Consider the following 17,867-nt stretch of genomic DNA (forward strand, 5'->3'; position numbering starts at 1 on the left):
TCCTACAGCGACTCAGCTCTTCGTAATCGGACGGTAGCGGATGCGGTGCGGCTCCAGGGCCTCGGGGCCCAGCCGCTTCTTCTTGTCCGCCTCGTAGTCCTCGAAGTTGCCCTCGAAGAAGAACGCCTTGCTGTCGCCCTCGAACGCGAGGATGTGCGTGGCGATGCGGTCGAGGAACCAGCGGTCGTGGCTGATGACCACCGCGCAGCCCGCGAAGCTCAACAGCGCGTCCTCCAGGCTTCGCAGCGTCTCCACGTCCAGGTCGTTGGTGGGCTCGTCGAGCAGCAGCAAGTTGCCGCCGCTCTTGAGCATCTTCGCCAGGTGCGCGCGGTTGCGCTCACCGCCGGACAGGTCCTTCACCCGCTTCTGCTGGTCCTGTCCCTTGAAGGCGAAGCCCGCCAGGTACGCGCGGCTGGGCACCTGCCCCGCCTTGCCCAGGTCCAGGTGATCCAACCCGCCACTCACCTCCTGGAACACCGTGTTGTCGCCGTCCAGGGCGTCGCGGCTCTGGTCCACGTAGGCCAGCTTCACCGTCTCGCCGATGCGCAGCTCGCCCGCGTCCGGTGACTCCACGCCCGTCATCATCCGGAACAGCGTCGTCTTGCCCGCGCCGTTGGGACCGATGACGCCCACGATGCCACCCGGCGGCAGCTTGAAGCTGAGGTCCTCGATGAGCAGCCGGTCGCCGTAGGCCTTGCGCAGCCCCTTCGCCTCGATGACGAGCCCACCCAGCGGCGGGCCGGGCGGGATGATGACCTCGCCCGTGGCGTCGCGCTTGTCCTGCGACTGGTTGAGCAGCTCCTCGTAGGCCGCGATACGCGCCTTGCTCTTCGCCTGACGCGCCTTGGGCGAAGCGCGCACCCACTCCAGCTCGCGCTTGAGCGTCTTCTGGCGGTGGCTCTCCGACTTCTCCTCCAGCTCCAGGCGCTTCTGCTTCTGGTCGAGCCAGCTCGAGTAGTTGCCCTTCCAGGGCACGCCCTCGCCGCGGTCCAGCTCCAGAATCCACTCGGCCGCGTTGTCCAGGAAGTACCGGTCGTGGGTGATGCAGACGATGGTGCCCTTGTACTCCTTGAGCGCCTGCTCCAGCCACGCGACGCTCTCCGCGTCCAGGTGGTTGGTGGGCTCGTCGAGGAGCAGCAGGTCCGGCTTCTCCAGCAGGATGCGGCACAGCGCCACGCGGCGCTTCTCACCGCCGGACAGCTTCGTCACGTCCGCGTCGCCCGGAGGCAGGCGCAGCGCGTCCATGGCCATCTCGATGGTGCGGTCCAGCTCCCAGCCGTTCACCGCGTCGATGGCGTCCTGGAGGCGGCCCTGCTCGGCCAGCAGCTTCTCCATCTCCGCGTCGCTCATGGGCTCGGCGAACTTCGCGCTGACCTCGTTGAAGCGGTCCAGCGTGCCGCGAATCTCCTTCAGGCCCAGCTCCACGTTCCCCTTCACGTCGAGCGAGGGGTCGAGCTGCGGCTCCTGCGCCAGGTAGCCGACCTTCGCGCTGGGGTCCGGCTTGGCGACGCCGAAGAACTCGGTGTCCACGCCGGCCATGATGCGCAGCAGCGTCGACTTACCGGAGCCGTTGGGACCGATGACGCCAATCTTCGCGCCGGGGAAGAACGAGAGGTAGATGCCCTTGAGGATCTCCTTGCCGTTCTTGACCTTGCGCAGGTCCTGCATCGTGAAGATGAAATTCTGGGCCATCTGGGCCTTCCTGCTTTGAGGCGGAGTGAGGGGCTCTGCGGATACCAGGGTGGAACAGCGCACTCAAGGTGAGAGCGTCCCCTCCCGCCCCTCTTTTGGGGCCGCATCTGGAGGTCCGGAGGAGACCGAGCAGGCGGCGCCCCTTGCCCCCTGTCCCCAGGCAACGTCCGCCGCGTACCCGCGGCCCGCACGGGCCCTCTTGCGTGATTGTCGGCCTCCTCTGGGACTCCCGCGATAGACTGTCGTGTGGCGAGCTTCTTGTCCGGGGGGACACTGGATGTTGCTTCGATGCGTGACGCCGCTGCTCATTCTCACGGTCGTCACGGGATGTGCGACACCGCGAACCGTGCGGTTGGAAACCGGGCATGACTCCTTCGTCGTCACCCCAAGAGTGGAACCAGGCGCGGAGCTGGAAGCGGCCGAACTTGACGACAGCGAGTTTGAAGCGGCCATCGCGGGGATCGCTCGCGACGTGCGTCCTCAGCGGAACCCCATGCAGCAAGCGCGAGACCTCTTCGGCGTTCCAGCCCGCAGCGGAGTCTATGGCTATGAGGGCCGCCCTCCCCGGTTGATCCCTCTGCGTCGCGGCGACTCAAGCGGCCCTCCCCATGTCATACCGGCGGGTGATCGCGGCGTCACCTCTGCTGGAGGAGCGGCTGACTTTGGAGCGCGAAGCGGCGCGGACCACAACCGACGCCCGGATCAGCTTGGCACGCGTCTTCAGCCATCGAGCACGGCACCATGCTGAATCCATCGCGATACTTCAGGCTCATGGAGAACGTCCAGGCAGGGAACTGGTACCTGGGGGACCCGCTGACGCGACAGGGCCTCGAGATGGAGAACTTCAGGGAGTTTTCGTCAGGGCAGCCCGCCCAAGCACCCGGTCGCCTGGTGGTCCCTATCGACGAGCCAGGAAGACGATTGGATTTCAGCACCGCGGGTGCTGGCGCGACCCCCATCGTGCATGTCAAAGCGGCCACCCTCTTCGTGGAAATGGCCCCGAACGACGTGCAACTGATACCTGTGGATATCGAGGGTTGCCCCGATGAGTACCTCATTCTCGTGGCAACACGGCTTGTCCGATGTATCGACGACGCTGCTTCCGAAGAGGTGCTGTATTGGAAGCCAGAGGATGAGCGGCCGGACAAGGTCGGCATGTATCGAAGTGTTTGGGGGATGCGGATTGACCCTACGCAGGTGGGCGACGCCAAGGTGTTTCGTCCCTGGGGATGGTCCGGGGTGCTCATCGTCTCCGAGGACATCAAGACGGCCCTGGAGCGCGCGAACGTCACGGGCGTCGAGTTCGAAGAGGTGTAGCGCAGGACGAACGTGAGCGACGCCCGCACCACCTGCACGTTCTGGAGAATCGTCCCCCGCTCCTTGGGCTCCGCCGCGCTCCGGAGAGAATTCAACGCATCCTGAACGCTGGGGCATCGAGCGCGAAGAACAGGAACAGCGGAAGCCCCGCCGAAACACCCGCGCACAAGGTGAGCGCGGTGACGACGAGGGCCTGCTTCCACGGGATGAAGCGGTCCGAGTACGCGGCCAACAGCAGCACGACCGCGGACACCACGACGTCCAGCCATGCGAACGCGCTGATGCGATTGGCCGCGGCCTGTTCGACGAGCAACCGCACGTCGAGCCCGTGCTCGGCGACGAACGGCAAGAAAGCCGCGTAAGGGATGGCCACTCCCGCCACGGTCAGGAGCAGGAGGACGGACTTGAGATGCGGGGGCTTCACCGCGCCAACATAGCCGGTGGGCTCACTCGAGCGTGGCCAGAAGCGGCGCGCCGTTGGCCTCGCACCAGCGACGGTACGTCTGGAGCCGGTCCTCGGGCGTGACGCGCTTGAGGACCTGTCCATCCTCCGAGAGGTACTCGATGGCCCCCCGCGTGTTGATGAGCAGGACCACCGGCTCGGTTCCCGTCACCCGCCAGCTATCGACGTTGCCGGGCGGCTCATAGACGTAGCCACCAGGACCAATCACCTCGCCCGTGTCGAGCAGCTCGCGTGTGCCGGAGACATTGAAGCCGTGCGTCTCCCCCGTGTGGCGGTGCCGGGGGATGACGGTGCCTGGCTCCAACCGGAAGAGGTAGATCCAACCGGCGCCCTCCCGGAAGAAGCGCAGCGGCTTGAAGGAGAGGCCCGGGGAGGTCATGGGAATCCAGGGCATGCGCTCGGGGTCGACCGGGTGGGAGGCGAACGTGGACGGCGGCGGGGTGTGCATGGCGGCTCCAGTGAGGAAGTGCCGTCAGGGTGCGTCTTCCATGGCCCGGCCATTGAGCCAGAATTGACGAATCTCACTGGGCCAAATTATGGGAGGCCCTCGCCATGGACCTTCATGTCGACCTCCAGGACCGCAGGGACGTCGCGGGGCAGCTCTACCGGGGCTTGCGCGCGCGGATTCTCGATGGGCGGCTGCGTGACGGGGAACAAGTGCCACCGTCGCGAGAACTGGCCCAGCGACTGGGCGTCGCGCGCAACACGGTGAGCGTGGCCTATGCCTGGCTGACAGCGGAGGGCCTGCTCGTGAGCCGAGGCCGCGCGGGCAGCTACGTCCAGAACGCGCCCCGAGAGCGCGGTGCACGCGCGAAGGCCGCGTCCGGCGTGAAGCTGCGTCCCCGTGCCGTCTGGCGCGATCTGCGTGTCCCTCCGCCCTCCGACCCACCGGCGCCGTATGACTTCCGCGTCGGCACGCCGGACGTCACGCTGTTCCCCTTCGAGACCTGGCGACGTCTGCTGGCGCGGCAACTGCGCGCCACCGCGATGACCTCGGCCTATGCGGACCCACGGGGACACCCCGAGCTGCGTGAGGCGGTGGCCCGCCACGTGGGCGTCTCACGCGGCGTTCGCGCGGACGCCTCGGACGTGCTCATCACCCATGGGGCGCAGCAGGCGCTGGACCTCGCGGGCCGGGTGCTGCTGGAGCCTGGAGACCGCGTCGCCGTGGAGGAGCCGGGGTATCCCCCCGCGAGACTCCTGTTCCAATCGCTCGGGGCCCAGGTGGTGCCGGTGCCCGTCGACGCGGAGGGGCTCGTGGTGGACGCGCTGCCGGACGACACGCGGCTCGTGTACGTCACGCCGTCGCATCAGTTTCCGCTGGGCATCGTGATGTCGCCTGCCCGCAGGAGGGCGTTGCTCGACTGGGCGCGGCGGCGCGACGCGGTGGTCATCGAGGACGACTACGACAGCGAATTCCGCTTCGGGGGACGGCCGCTGGAAACGCTCCACAGCCTGGACCGCTCGGGCCGAGTGCTCTACGTCGGCTCGTTCTCCAAGGTGCTGCTCCCCTCGCTGCGCCTGGGCTTTCTCGTCGCGCCGCCCTCGCTCCAGCGCGAGCTTCAGTTGGCGAAGCAGGTGACGGATGGGCACAGCCAGCTTCCCGCCCAGGTGGCCCTCGCGCGCTTCATCGACACGGGCGCGATGGCCCGACACCTGCGCAAGACGCGGCGCGAGTACGAACAACGGCACACGCGGCTGTCCGACGGACTCACGCGGCATTTCGGCGATGCGCTCGAACAACTGCCCTCTGTCGCGGGCCTGCACCTGTGCGTCATGTTCACGCGGGGCGGCGCAAGGATGGAGCAAGTGCTCACGCGGAAGGCACGCGCGGAAGGGTTCGGCATCGAGGAACTCTCCCGCTACTACGCGGGTCCTCCCTCGCGGCACGGCTGGGTGCTGGGCTACGGCGGCATCACGGTGGAGCGCATCGACGAGGGACTCCGGCACCTGCGCGCGTGCCTCGCGGGCGCTTTTTAACGCCCTCCCTATCGGCTCGAAACGGCACCTGAGGGCAGGAGCTTTGCTCATTCTCGGTTCGAGTCTTGAAAAGGGAGTGTCGCTCTCGACCCTGCAGCAGCGCCCTCCAGAGAGGTGTTAGCGTCTGACAAGCAATGACAGGACAAGCTTCGCCTGAAGAGCGACGTTCCTCGGAACGCCGCACGAACGGATGGCAATTCGCGCTATTCGCCCTCTCGCTGGCGCTGTTCGCCATTCATGTCCTTATCCCGCTGGGGGCACTCGCCTTCATCGGCACCGCAATCGCAAGCGCCACTGGCGCGTCATACGTGCTCTCCTCGATTGGCGCGCTCACTCCCGGCATCTTCGACGGGGCCGTCTACCTTGCGAGCGCATTGCTGCTGTTTGGCGCCATGCTGGCGGGCGGCGTCATGGTGTGGAACTTCATCGGCCAACTACGAAGCGCATCCGCCGCGCCGCCACGTCTGCTCAAGCGGCCATGGCTCCTCGTCGGCATCCTCTTCGCAGTGGCTTGCTGGCTCGTGTCCCCCTCGGACGCGGGCCAGAGCCGGAATCCTGTCCTCGTGGGCGCCTTCGTTTTGGCCACGTCGATCTGGGCCATCCTGTATGCGGGCTACCTGCTTTGGAGCCTCGGCGCAGGTGGACTGGCGTTCGCGTGGCGCATGGGCCGTCTATCTCCATTTGCAGCAGGCATCCTGACGCTGGCGTGTCTGGGAAGCACCGCGTCGGCATTCCATCTGGTGGCGGCAACGGAAGAGTCCCGTCCCCAGGCGCCCCTCTTCGCTCGAACTCACGCGGAAGAACCCTGTCGCTCCGCGTCGTTCGAATGCACACGCCAGTTCCTGCTCGCATCGTCAGCAGCGAACGATGCGCCACGGGCACTCACCGCTCACACGCCCGCCTCCTCGTTCAAGGACTGCATCGAGAGCCGCTTTCAAGACCGTGCCATGCTCGAAAAAGCGGAGCGCATCGCGAACAGACTGGTCGGCACCGCGAATGCATCGGATGTCGTCCATGGTGCCCTCCTGAGCGTGTGTCTCAACGAGAAGCGCCACCACGATTTCGAACAGTACTTTCTACGCTCCGTTCAGTACGGCGCGCTCAAATGGCTGCGGGGCGTGAGAACGTGCCCCATCGACGATGAACCCGAGCCCTTCTGCGAACTCAGACCTGACGACCAGTACGTCCGGTCTGAGACCCAACACGTCGTCCAGCAGGTCCTCTGCTCCTTGGGCGAACAGCATCGGGAGGTACTCCTGATGCGGTACTTCGACGACCTGAGCGAGTGGGAAATCGCCCAGCGCCTGGGCATCGACTACGCAGCAGCTCGCAAGAGGGTGCAGCGAGCCCGGGATAAATTCTTCGACGAATTTCATCAACGTTGTCGCTGACTTACGCCGCGCGGTCACAATTAAATCGCTGCTGGATGTGGAGCCTCGAACCGCCCGCCCAAGCGGGCCGAACGGAGGCGTCATGCCCACAGCAGTCGTCGATGTATCCCTGGTCCCCAACGACCTTCCCCCTTCGGTCAACTTCCACCTCTGGGAGCCGTGCAACATGCGTTGCCGGTTCTGCTTCGCCACGTTCCAGGACGTCCGGCAAACCGTCCTTCCCAAAGGCCACCTGCCTCGGGAAGAAGCGCTGCAGCTCGTGAAGCTTCTCGCGGCCCGGTTCCAGAAACTCACGTTCGCAGGGGGCGAGCCGCTGCTTTGCCCGTGGCTCCCCGAACTCGTCCGCGCCGCGAAGGGACAAGGCGCAACCACCATGTTGGTAACCAATGGAAGCAGGCTCACGCACGAGCGACTCTCGTTATTCGAGGGCGCGCTGGACTGGGTCACCCTCAGCATCGACAGTCCCTTTCCGGAGACCCACGTCGCCCTGGGGCGTGCGGTCCAAGGCAAGGCGATTGACGCCGGGGACTACCTGAACATCGCGAACCTCATCCGGGACGCAGGCATCCGCTTCAAGGTCAACACGGTCGTCACTTCACTCAATGCACACGAGGACCAGACTGAATTCCTCCGGCGACTCATGCCGGAAAGATGGAAGCTGTTACGGGTCCTCCCAGTGGACGGGCAAAACAGCGGCAAGGTCGAACCGCTCCTTTGTTCTGACGAAGCGTTCCTTGGATTCGTCGCACGACACCAGTGCCTCGCCACCGAGGGAGTGACCCTGGTTCCCGAAGACAACGAGGACATGCGTGGCAGCTACGCCATGGTGGATCCCGCTGGCCGGTTCTTCGATAACGCGGAAGGGCGCCACCGATACAGCGAACCCATCCTTCATCGAGGAATCGACGCAGCGTGGTCGCAAGTCCATTTCTCCATGCCGCGCTTTGAACGGCGAGGTGGCAACTACGACTTCGGGGGTGCGCGATGAGCAAGCACACCTTCATCTGCCTCGCGGGAATCTCGGGCGCCGGGAAAGATACGGTTGGCGGCATGCTGATTCGGCATCACGGCTTCGAACGCGTCGCCATCGCCGACCCCATGAAGCACCTCATGATGTCGCTCTTCCAACTCACTCAGGAGCAACTCTGGGGGGACGGCCGCAACATCGTGGACCCACGACTGGGCCGGGCGCCACGGGAGCTCTATCAGCGCTTCGGACAGACCTGCGTCGACTTGGATCCCGAGGTATGGCTGCGTCCGTTTCGCCAGCGGGTCGACGCGCTCCTCGCCGCGGGAACCCGCGTGGTCTGCACGGATCTACGAACCTCGGCGGAGTTTCGGGCGGCGCGAGCACTGGGCGCGGCCCTTTGGTTGGTGACCCGACCTGGAGCAGGTGCCCCAGGCGCCCTGGCGGACCACGCCACGGAGCGAGAGGCCACGAGCATCGACCCCGCGTTGTTCGACACCGTCATCCTCAATGACGGCGGCCTCGACGCGCTCCAATCGCGAGTCTTGCAGAGCATCCGCCGGTAGGGTCCAACCGGGACGCTCGAGTGCGGGGATGTGCCCGCCACACATCCTCCACTCGAAACCCCACGTACGTGCATCCTCCCGTCAGTCTCGACACACCGCCCCCGTCGTCGCCCGCGGCCGGAGCCCGCACCTCCGAGTCCACTCAACCCCGGTAACGGAGCTCGCCATGTCCTCGACGCAGACGTTCTTCTTCGCCGCGGTGGGTGACGTCCACGGCCACATGCACCGGATGGTGAGTCACCTCACGGCCTGGGAGGAGCGCAACCGGAAGCCGCTCGACTTCGTGCTCCAGGTGGGCGACTTCGAGCCCCACCGCGACGACGCCGACCTGACCACGATGGCGGCGCCGATGAAGTACCGGCATCTGGGCGACTTCGCGGCCTATCACCAGCGGCGACGCCGCTTCCCCTGGCCCCTCTACTTCATCGGAGGGAACCACGAGCCCTACGGCCACCTCGACCTGCACCCCGAAGGCGCCTCGCTGGCGCCGCATTGCCACTACCTCGGCCGAACCGGCGTGGTGGAGCTGAACGACCTGCGCGTGGCGGGCCTGTCCGGCATCCACCGCGAGGCCACCTTCACCAAGCCCCGCCCACCGCTGGCGTCGATGGGCGACGTCTCCAACAAGGACTTCACCTTCTTCAACGAGCAGGACGTCGAGCGAGTCCTCGCGCTCGGACACGCGGACGTGCTCCTGCTGCATGACTGGCCCGCCGGCATCATCCCGCCCGAGGAGGCCGCCAACTTCGAGGGCCTGCGCCGCAGCGCGAACCCCGAACTCGTCGGCAATGAGTACGCACGGCTGCTCGTGGACGCACTCCAACCTCAACTGGTCCTCTGTGGCCACCTGCACCGGCGCTACGCCAGCACCGTCCAGCATCCCAACGGTCAGCAGTCACGCGTGCGGTGCCTCGCCAGCCTCGACCAGGGCGCCGACGCGTTCGCCGTCTTCCGAGTCCACGGAACGACGCTCCAGGAAGTCTCCGAGCAGGCATGACAGCGGGTGGACAACGCGACGCGCCACCTCCCCTGGGGCCGAGGCGAACCGTGGGCAGGCGCACCCCGCCGCCTGCTCGCGGCCACGCCTGAACGGGGCACACAAGGCAAGCGAAGCGGCATCGAAGGTGTTACAGGAGGCGGCGCCATGTCCGCCCCCGCCCTCGAACTCCAGGGACTCTCCAAAAGCTACGGAGAGTTCACGGCACTTCACACCGTGGACCTCGCCATCCGTCCCGGTGAAATCTTCGCCCTGCTGGGCCCCAACGGCGCCGGCAAGACGACCCTGATTGGCAGCGTCTGCGGCCTGGTGAGGAAGACCTCCGGCAGCATCCGCGTCTTCGGCAAGGACCTGGACCAGGACCCGGTGGCCTCGCGCTACGACATCGGGCTCGTGCCGCAGGAAATCAACTTCGACCCCTTCTTCACCGTCGCGGAGTCGCTGCGCATCCAGCTCGGGTTCTACGGCCGCGCCGCGGACGAAGCGCGCATCGACGAGGTGCTCACCGCCCTCAACCTGCAAGCGAAGAAGGACGCGTACACACGCGCGCTCTCCGGCGGCATGAAGCGCCGCCTGCTCATCGCCAAGGCGCTGGTGCACAAGCCCCGCCTCGTCTTCCTCGACGAGCCCACCGCCGGCGTGGACGTGGAGCTGCGCCGGGACTTGTGGACCTACGTGCGCAAGCTCGCCTCGGAGGGCACCACCATCGTCCTCACCACGCACTACCTGGAAGAGGCCGAGGAGCTGGCCGACCGCGTGGGCATCATCAACGAGGGCCGCCTCCTCATGGTGGAGGACAAGAACACCCTGCTGCGCCGCTTCGGCGAGCGCCGCGTCGTCATCACCTTCGAGCAGCCGCAGCCGGGCCTGTCGGAAGCCGGCAAGCGCTTCTCCGCGCGCCTCTCCGACGACGGCCGCGCCCTCACCTACGTGGAGCGCGATGGCTGCGCTCCCTCCGGCGAGCTGCTCCGCGCCCTCTATGCCGAAGGGCAGCTCATCTCCGATGTGGAGACGCGCCGCTCCCGCATGGAGGACGTGCTCATCGAAATCCTCCGCGGCCGTCCGCAGGTCGCCTGAGCCCACTCATGAACGTCCTCGGGATGAAGACACTTCTGGCGAAGGAGGTCCGGCGCTTCATGCGCGTGCCGGGTCAAACCGTCCTGTCGCCCCTCATCAGCACCACGCTCTATTTCATCGTCTTCGGCTACTCCATCTCCGGCCGCATCCAGACGGTGGAGGGGTTGCCGTACCTGCACTTCATCGTGCCGGGCCTCGTCTTCCTCGGCATCGCCAACAACGCCTTCCTCAACAGCTCCTCGTCGCTGTTCATCACCAAGATTCAGGGCACCGTGGTGGACCTGCTGGTGGCGCCGCTGGGCCCCGGCGAGCTGATGGCGGGCTTCATCGGCGGCGCCATGGTGCGCGGCCTCGTGGTGGGCCTGCTCACGTGGGCCGTGGCCACCGTCTTCACCGGCTTCAGCCTGGAGCACGCGGGGGTGGCCGCGTACTTCCTCGTGCTGTCGTCCTACGTCTTCAGCGTGCTGGGCATGCTCGCCGCCGTGTGGGCGGAGAAGTTCGAGCAGATCAACTTCTTCCCCACCTTCGTCATGCTGCCCCTCACCTTCCTGGGCGGCGTCTTCTACTCGGTGCGCGAGCTGCCGGCGCCGTGGAGCACCGTCAGCCTCTTCAACCCCATGGTCTACATGGTGGAAGGCCTGCGCTACGGGATGCTCGGGCGCAGCATCTTCTCGCCCCTGGGCGGCGGCGGCATCCTCCTTGCCGTCGCGGTGGTGGCCACCCTCGTCACGTACGCCGTGCTGCGCTCCGGCTACAAAATGAAAGCCTGATTCACCCCGGATAGTCGGCAGGCGAGCACCGTCCGCTCGCCTGCCCCCTTCCTTCCCTCTGGGGTAATTCGCGACTGAGCAATTCCCACGAGGTAAGAAAGGGCGATATCCTCACCGCCACACATGGCTGTGCCATTCGGGAAGTACGAGCTACTACGTAAGATTGCCTCTGGGGGAATGGGTCAGGTCTTCCTGGCCCGCGAACACGGGACGGGTTTCGAGCGGCTTGTCGTCCTCAAACTCATCCTTCCCCACCTCGCGGAGGACGACGAATTCCTCTCCATGTTCCTGGACGAGGCGGGGCTCGTGGCGCGCCTGACGCACCCGAACCTCATCACCATCCTCGACCTGACGGAGATTGAGGGCCGCCACTGCCTGGCGATGGAGTACGTGCAGGGCGACGACGTCCGCCGCCTGGACAAGACTTCACGCACGCAGGGCAAGCCGCTGCCGGTGGGGCTCGTGCTGCGCATCATCGCGGATGCCGCCGCGGGGCTCGACTACGCGCACCAGGCGCGCGACGCGCAGGGCAAGCCGCTGCGGCTGGTGCACCGGGACGTGTCGCCGCAGAACATCCTGGTGGGCTTCGACGGCGGGGTGAAGGTCATCGACTTCGGCGTGGCCAAGGCGGCCACCAGCAGCCAGAACACGGCCACCGGCGTCCTCAAGGGCAAGTACCCGTACATGTCCCCGGAGCAGGCCAACGGGCTGTCCATCGACGCGCGCAGTGACTTGTTCGCGCTGGGCGTCGTCATGTGGGAGCTGCTGACCGGCAAGCGCCTCTTCAAGGGCGAGTCGGACATGATGACGCTGCGGCTGGTGAAGGACTGCCAGGTGCCGCGGCCCTCACAGCTCAACCCGCGGCTGCCGCCCGGGCTGGACGAGGTGGTGCTCAAGGCGCTGTCGCCCTCGCCGGACCAGCGCTACCCGGACTGCGGCTCCTTCCGGCTGGCCCTGGAGGACTACGCGCTCAACCTGCGACTGCCCTCCAGCAGCGCGCACCTGGCCGCATACCTGCGCGAACTGTACGCGGACCGCATCGCCCACGAGACGGACCCCGCGAAGCTGGACCAGCTCGCCGAGGACGCGGATTTGGACTCGCGCTCCAACTCGTCGCTCAGCGGCGTGCCGGGGATGCTCGGGCCCGCCGGACGCTCGTCCGCGTCGCGGGCCATGCGCGGCTCGCCCCATGGCGCCCCTGGGACGCGCTCGCGGCAGGTCGTGGCTCCGCCGCCTCCCGTGCACGAGAAGACGCGAGGCACCGCGCCGCTGGCCCGTCCGCCGCCGGAACCCACCCGCGCCGTCCCCTGGCTGCCCGTGGTGACGGCGGGCCTGGGCCTGCTCATCGCGGGCGCCGCCGTCATCTTCCTGCGCACGCCCGCGGACGCCACGCCCGTGCGGCCGCCGCCGGTGGAAGTGGCCGTGCCCCACCAGCCGGAGGCCCCCACCGACGTCCAGCCGACGCCCAGGCTGGACCCGGAGCCCGCGCGGCACGTGGAGCTGCCCGTCATCACCGAGCCGCCCGGAGCCCGGGTGAGCGTGAATGGCGAGGAGCGTGGCGAGACGCCGCTGCGCTTGGAGCTGGAGCCGGGCGCCGCCCCGGTGTCGGTGACGCTGGCCCTCAGCGGCTACGAGCCCGTGACACGGGAGGTTTCCGCCACGGACGAAGAGCTGCGGCTGGAGCTGCGGCGCGCGGGTGGAAAGCCCGGCACGGGGCCGCAGGGCAATCGGCGCCCCACCGCGCCCAGCGGACAAGGTGGCGGCCTGGGCATCAAGACGGGCCGCTGAGCCTCGCGCGGAAAATCCGCGCGAAATCATTTTCTGAGACGGCGCGGACGCCGGGCCCTCCAGGGGATTGGAACCCCCTGACAGGCCCACCGCGCCATGACCCCAGAATCCCTCCATCGCTCCGCCACCGGCCCCTCGGAGGGCCTGCCGCGCCGGCGCGCGCCCCTGCTGCTGGCGGTGTGCGGCGGTGTGGCCCTGCTCGCCGCGGGCGTGGCCCTGCTCACGCGTGACACGGACGGAACCTCCACCACCTCCGGGCAGGACGCCGCCCAGGAGGCCGGAAGGAAGCACGCGGGAGGCGGTGGCCAGCGCGGCGCCTTCGCGGGCCCTGGCGCGGCCGGGGAGGAGGAGCCCCCTCCGCCCCGCTTCGAGGAGGCCGTGTGCTGGCGGGAGCTGGAGCGCTTCGACGCGGCGGTGTCGATGGAGAACTTCCGCGCGTGGGCGGCGCCGCTGCTCGCGTCGGGGGATTCGCTCGTCACCGACTACCTGACGGAGCGCCTGTCGGAGCTGATTGGCAATGACGCGGACCGAGCGACGGAGGTGCTCACGTGGGCCCGCGACGCCGGGGCCGATGAGTTCGAGGTGCTGCTGGCGGCGCTGCGGCGCTCGGAGGCCGTCCACCACGGCCAGGTCACCACGCGGATGCTGGCCCAGGGAATGGATGCCACGCTCGAAGGAGGCCGCCGCGCGGGCATCCTGTCCGCGCTGGACACGCAGAAGCGCTTCGACCCCTCCGCGCTGGACACGCTGAAGACCTTCGCGAAGGACCCCGTCTCCGGCGAAGCGGGCTGGGCGGCCACACGCACCATCGCCCGCGTCATGAAGCGGGACTTCGAGGGCCGGGGCAACGTCGCGCCCTACATGGACGCGTTGCTCGCCATCGGCACCGAGTCCCCCGACGAGAACATCCGCTACCTGGCGCTCTCCACGCCCATGCACGCCACGCCGGTGCTGGATGAGCAGACCCGCGCGCAGTACGCGAAGGTCCTCACCCAGGAGGGCAGCCCGGACGGGCGCGAGGCCGCCGCGCACAACCTCTCCGTGTCTGGCAACCGGCAGGAGGTGTTGGATTTGTTCTCCGAGGCCTTCGGCAACGAGCGGGACACCTGCGTGCGCTGGGCCCTCTTCCGCTTCGCCGCGCGCGCCTCGGGACGGGAGGCCCTGCCCGTCATGGCCCAGATGGCCATGGCCGACCCGCGCTTCCAGCCGCTCTACCAAATCTTCGAGCAGCTCTACGCCAGCGGCCACCACGACTTCGTGCGGCTCTGGAACAACCTGCCGAACCAGGACCCCTTCGGCTGCCTCGTCGGTCACGACTGAGCACGGGAGCCCCCATGTCACGCCTCTTCCGCCCCGCCCGCCGCGCGATGGGTCTGCTCGCGCTCACCCTCTGTCCGCTGCTGCCCGCCGCCGCCCAGGCCACGGCCACCGACGCGCCGCCCGCGCTGCGCGCCAGCACCTGCTCGGTGCGGGGATTGATGGATGACATCCGCCGCGGCCTCGGCTCGGGCTCCGCGGCCTACAAGCGCTACCTGCGCACGCTGCTGCGCGAGGCCGCCGTCACGCTGCCGGACGCGGAGCTGCGCGACGCCTTCGCGCGGGAGACGGACCCGCTGATGGCCGAGCACCTCGCGGCGGCGCTGGTGGCCCGCGCCGAACGCGAGGCGGACACCACCGCCATGGACGCGGTGGCCCGTCGCGCGATGGAGGACGCCGACCCGGCCGTGCGCGCCGCCACGCTGCGCGCCATGCGCCGCACCGGCGCGCTGGAAAAAACAGGCGACCTGTACGAACGGATGGTGCGGGACGAGTCCCCGCAGGTGCGCCAGGAAGCGGCGACGAACCTCATCGAGGACAACGCCCACGTCTACGCGGGCCAGTACGGCCCGGCGGCGGACACCGCGGTGGCGTCCGCGGCGGCGGCCAAGGACCCCGCGGTGACGGCGCGCATCCTGGACAACCTCTCCACGGAGAAAATCAGCGCCGAGTCCGCCGAACGCATCCAGTCCCTGCTGCGCAGCGACGACGCGAGCGTGCGCAAGGCGGCCGTCAACGCGCTGGGGGGCGTCCCGGCGGAGCAGATGCAGGGGTCCCGCGAAGCACTGCTCGCCATGTACCGCGAGGAGAAGGACCCCGGCGTGCGCAAGGCCCTGCTCCAGAGCGTCGCCCAGCTCGGCTTCGAGGGCGCGATTCCCGACCTCCAGCGGCTGCGCGCCATGGACCCGCGCCTGGCGGGGGAGGCCGACGCGTGGATTGAGGTGCTCGGCATGGGCCTTCAGGAGTGGAGCCTGCTCCTGAGGGAGAAGCAGCGGTTGCAGCAGGCTCCGTGACAAGCGGTTCATTGAAAGGAACACATGATGCGTCGCACCCTGAAGAACTCCCTGGCCGCGCTCGCCGCGCTGGCCTTCATCCCCGCGTCCGTGACGGCCCACACCGTCAAGGGCACCCACACGGGCTCCGTGACGGCCCTGACGAACTACAGCAGCGGCACCTTCCACGGCGCCGTGGACATTGGCGCCGGTGGCCGGTGCAACTACTGGGGCGCCGAGACGGGCGTGGTGGGCTCCGTCTATTGGGCGGTGACCATCCGGACCAACGGCGTCGTCTGCAACGGCAACGGCAGCGGCAACCAGAACGAGGCGCGCCACGCCTGGCAGAGCGGCTGGACGTTCCGTCAGTGGCACTGGATCAAGACGGCGGACTCGCGCAACCGCACGTGTGACCGCTGCCAGGTGGGCAACATCGGCGGCACCGGCAACTCCACCGGTCCCCACGCGCACCTCCAGCAGGACAAGCTGGGGACGAAGGACACGTCCTGGTACCGCGGCTACGTCAGCGTGGGCACGGCGGTCACGCGCGCGAAGACCATCGGCGTGCTCGACTGATGAACGGTCTCGCGTAGGCCGTGGAGGGCCCGGACAACTCACCCATCGGAGGTCCGGGCCTTCCACCTCATGGCGACGCGGCTCAGCTCAGCTTCATGCCCTTGGGGCGGGCGAGCAGGCGCTCGATATAGGCCTCCAGCGCTGGACGGCCCGTCTTGCTGCCGAAGATGCGCATCCAGATGAGCATGGAGCCAATCATCACGTCGGCCGCGGTGAAGCGCTCACCGAACAGGTAGGGCCCGTTGCCCAGCTCCCCCTCGATGACGTTCAGCACCGTCTCGAAGTCCGTCCAGCCGCGCGAGGGCCCCGTCGGGAGCTTCATCAGGTGGTCGCCCATGGCCGGCTCCACCTGCGACGTGGAGTACACCATCAACGACAGGTAGCGGCCCCGGTCCTTGTCCCCCGGCTTCGGCGCGAGCTGGGCTTCGGGGAATTTCTCCGCCAGGTAAAGACAGATGGCCGTGCTCTCGAACAGCCGCGTGTCGCCATCCACCAGTGCTGGCAATTTCCCAGCAGGGTTGATCTTCAAGAACTCAGGCGACTTGTTTTCCTTCTTGTCGAAGTCGATGGGGACGATTTCATACGGCGCGCCACACTCATCCAACATCCACTTGGCGATGACCGCGCGGCTTCGAGGATTGAAATAGAGCTTCATCGTTGGACCTGACCTTCCCAGTGAAGAGCCGGGCCTGTCCTAACAATGAAAGAGGGTCGCGGGTGTGAAGAAAGCCGCCGCGGGAAATCCCCCCATGCGTCAGGGTTCAATGGTGGAATCTCCTTGATGCGACACGCACCCGACTGGGCTCGCTTCGCGAGCAAGCACTGGGAGCAATCCCCCACGCGGCTGCGGTTGGGCTCGCCGCTCATTCCACCGGAGCAGGCCTTCCAGGGGCTCGTGTCGGTCAGCGCGCCCTTCCGCTTCGGCACGCGCTTCCGGGCCCTGCCCGACGTGCGCTTCTTCGCGGACACCTCCCGTCTGCGCGCGCCCGGCACCCTGCTGCCCGGGGACGAGGATGCGGACGCCACCGCGTACCTCCAGCGCGTCGGTCGCGAGCTTGGCGCGGCGCGCAGCTTCCAGTGCTTCGTGGAACAGCCGCTCATGGAGGACTACGCACAATGGGAGCGCGTGCGCCGCTTCGTCGACGGCGTGTTGATGCACGTCGGCGTGCCCGTGCTGCCCATCATCAGTGACGTGTGGCTGGGCCGCTTCAGCCAGGCGCCGCAGGGCGCCGCGCGGCACGAGCACCACTCCCGCTTCACCGTGGTGCTCCAAGGGCGCGTCCGCGTCCGCCACTGGGAGAAGGACGCACGGAAGGCTCGCACGGTGGAGGCCCAGGCCGGCGACGTGTTGTATGCGCCGTCCCACCTCTGGCAGGAGGAGACGAGCGACGAGGGCGCCCTGGCGCTGCGGCTGTGGATTCCGGTGCGCGGCAGCGAGCCCCAGGAGGCCGTGAAGGCCCTGGCGGTGAAGTTGCTGAATGCCCAGCACGGTGAGGATGACACCGTCCCGTACCTGCCCTACCCCGGCAAGCGCGGGCCCGCGCGAGTGCCCCGGCTGGACGGCGTCGCGAGCGCGCTGCGCGACGTGACACACGGTCCGGACCTGCAGCAGGTGCTGCGCATCACCTGGGCCCAGCGGGTCAGCGCCTCCGCGCTGGAGCCGGTGCCTCCGCCGCGCGCGCACGAGGCCCTGGAAGAGGACGCCTTCGTGCGCAAGACGCACCCGGGACGCGTGGTGCGGATGCTCGACAGCCCGGGACAGTGGCTGTGGGCCGTCAACGGTCACGCCTTCGCGGGCCCGGGCCCCTTCGCCGCCACCGTGCTGGACGCGCTGTCGCCGGGCGTCCCCGTGCGGGTGGGCGCCCTGTGGAGCCTGGGCCGGGGCGCGGCCCAACGCGAGCAAGTGCGCGCCTTGCTGGAAACCCTTCATGCGCTTCGCGGAATCGAGCGCGTGCCCGCTCAGGAGGCGTGACG

General features: G+C 68.0%; 17 protein-coding genes and 1 pseudogene. 14 read left to right on the top strand and 4 right to left on the bottom strand.

Going from position 1 to position 17,867, the window contains the following annotated elements:
* Positions 1-12 precede the first annotated feature (12 nt).
* Positions 13-1,692 carry an energy-dependent translational throttle protein EttA gene (ettA, locus tag A176_RS31320; protein ID WP_002636110.1) on the bottom strand — a complete coding sequence of 560 codons (1,680 nt, stop codon included), beginning with the start codon at positions 1,690-1,692 and terminating at the stop codon, positions 13-15.
* A 277-nt stretch (positions 1,693-1,969) separates the two neighbouring features.
* Between ettA and A176_RS41350 the strand changes: the two are divergent.
* Positions 1,970-2,344, top strand: a pseudogene (locus A176_RS41350) (AHH domain-containing protein); the annotation flags it as partial.
* A gap of 89 nt (positions 2,345-2,433) precedes the next feature.
* Positions 2,434-3,009, top strand: a complete 576-nt coding sequence (locus tag A176_RS31325) for an imm11 family protein (protein ID WP_044890348.1) — start codon at positions 2,434-2,436, stop codon at positions 3,007-3,009.
* A 91-nt stretch (positions 3,010-3,100) separates the two neighbouring features.
* Here A176_RS31325 and A176_RS31330 read toward each other — a convergent pair whose 3' ends face one another.
* Positions 3,101-3,433: a DUF2834 domain-containing protein gene (locus A176_RS31330; protein ID WP_002636112.1), complete on the bottom strand. Its 333-nt coding sequence runs from the start codon at positions 3,431-3,433 to the stop codon at positions 3,101-3,103.
* Between the two features lie 22 nt (positions 3,434-3,455).
* A complete protein-coding gene (locus tag A176_RS31335) occupies positions 3,456-3,920 on the bottom strand; it encodes a cupin domain-containing protein (protein WP_002636113.1) in 465 nt (154 codons plus the stop codon).
* A gap of 104 nt (positions 3,921-4,024) precedes the next feature.
* Between A176_RS31335 and pdxR the strand changes: the two genes are divergently transcribed.
* From pdxR to A176_RS31390, 11 genes are all read left to right on the top strand, one after another.
* Positions 4,025-5,452 carry a MocR-like pyridoxine biosynthesis transcription factor PdxR gene (gene pdxR, locus A176_RS31340; protein ID WP_002636114.1) on the top strand — a complete coding sequence of 476 codons (1,428 nt, stop codon included), beginning with the start codon at positions 4,025-4,027 and terminating at the stop codon, positions 5,450-5,452.
* A 134-nt stretch (positions 5,453-5,586) separates the two neighbouring features.
* Complete coding sequence (locus tag A176_RS31345; protein ID WP_044890347.1) at positions 5,587-6,843, top strand: sigma-70 family RNA polymerase sigma factor; 1,257 nt, start codon at positions 5,587-5,589, stop codon at positions 6,841-6,843.
* Positions 6,844-6,925: 82 nt separating this feature from the next.
* On the top strand, positions 6,926-7,831 hold the full coding sequence (locus A176_RS31350; RefSeq protein WP_044890346.1) for a viperin family antiviral radical SAM protein: 906 nt from the start codon (positions 6,926-6,928) through the stop codon (positions 7,829-7,831).
* A gap of 62 nt (positions 7,832-7,893) precedes the next feature.
* Positions 7,894-8,376 carry a deoxynucleotide monophosphate kinase family protein gene (locus A176_RS31355; protein WP_144429652.1) on the top strand — a complete coding sequence of 161 codons (483 nt, stop codon included), beginning with the start codon at positions 7,894-7,896 and terminating at the stop codon, positions 8,374-8,376.
* Positions 8,377-8,542: 166 nt separating this feature from the next.
* Entirely contained in the window at positions 8,543-9,373 is an 831-nt protein-coding gene (locus tag A176_RS31360; RefSeq protein WP_002636118.1) for a metallophosphoesterase, read from the top strand.
* Positions 9,374-9,520: 147 nt separating this feature from the next.
* Positions 9,521-10,450 (top strand): ABC transporter ATP-binding protein, encoded by a 930-nt coding sequence (locus tag A176_RS31365; protein ID WP_002636119.1) that lies wholly within the window; start codon positions 9,521-9,523, stop codon positions 10,448-10,450.
* Positions 10,451-10,473: 23 nt separating this feature from the next.
* Positions 10,474-11,220 carry an ABC transporter permease gene (locus A176_RS31370; RefSeq protein WP_237076900.1) on the top strand — a complete coding sequence of 249 codons (747 nt, stop codon included), beginning with the start codon at positions 10,474-10,476 and terminating at the stop codon, positions 11,218-11,220.
* Positions 11,221-11,343: 123 nt separating this feature from the next.
* Positions 11,344-13,008, top strand: a complete 1,665-nt coding sequence (locus A176_RS31375; protein ID WP_049872415.1) for a serine/threonine protein kinase — start codon at positions 11,344-11,346, stop codon at positions 13,006-13,008.
* Positions 13,009-13,104: 96 nt separating this feature from the next.
* A complete protein-coding gene (locus A176_RS31380) occupies positions 13,105-14,328 on the top strand; it encodes a hypothetical protein (RefSeq protein ID WP_002636122.1) in 1,224 nt (407 codons plus the stop codon).
* Between the two features lie 14 nt (positions 14,329-14,342).
* Positions 14,343-15,338, top strand: a complete 996-nt coding sequence (locus A176_RS31385) for a HEAT repeat domain-containing protein (protein ID WP_002636123.1) — start codon at positions 14,343-14,345, stop codon at positions 15,336-15,338.
* A gap of 24 nt (positions 15,339-15,362) precedes the next feature.
* Positions 15,363-15,893 (top strand): hypothetical protein, encoded by a 531-nt coding sequence (locus A176_RS31390; protein ID WP_082282864.1) that lies wholly within the window; start codon positions 15,363-15,365, stop codon positions 15,891-15,893.
* Between the two features lie 82 nt (positions 15,894-15,975).
* Here the strand turns inward: A176_RS31390 and A176_RS31395 are convergent, their stop codons facing one another.
* On the bottom strand, positions 15,976-16,548 hold the full coding sequence (locus A176_RS31395; protein WP_002636125.1) for a glutathione S-transferase family protein: 573 nt from the start codon (positions 16,546-16,548) through the stop codon (positions 15,976-15,978).
* A gap of 126 nt (positions 16,549-16,674) precedes the next feature.
* On the opposite strand from A176_RS31395, the gene A176_RS31400 reads away from it, so the two are divergent.
* Positions 16,675-17,865: a hypothetical protein gene (locus tag A176_RS31400; RefSeq protein ID WP_002636126.1), complete on the top strand. Its 1,191-nt coding sequence runs from the start codon at positions 16,675-16,677 to the stop codon at positions 17,863-17,865.
* The last annotated feature ends 2 nt before the right edge of the window (positions 17,866-17,867 follow it).

The sequence above is a fragment of the Myxococcus hansupus genome, assembly GCF_000280925.3.
GTDB lineage: Bacteria > Myxococcota > Myxococcia > Myxococcales > Myxococcaceae > Myxococcus > Myxococcus hansupus.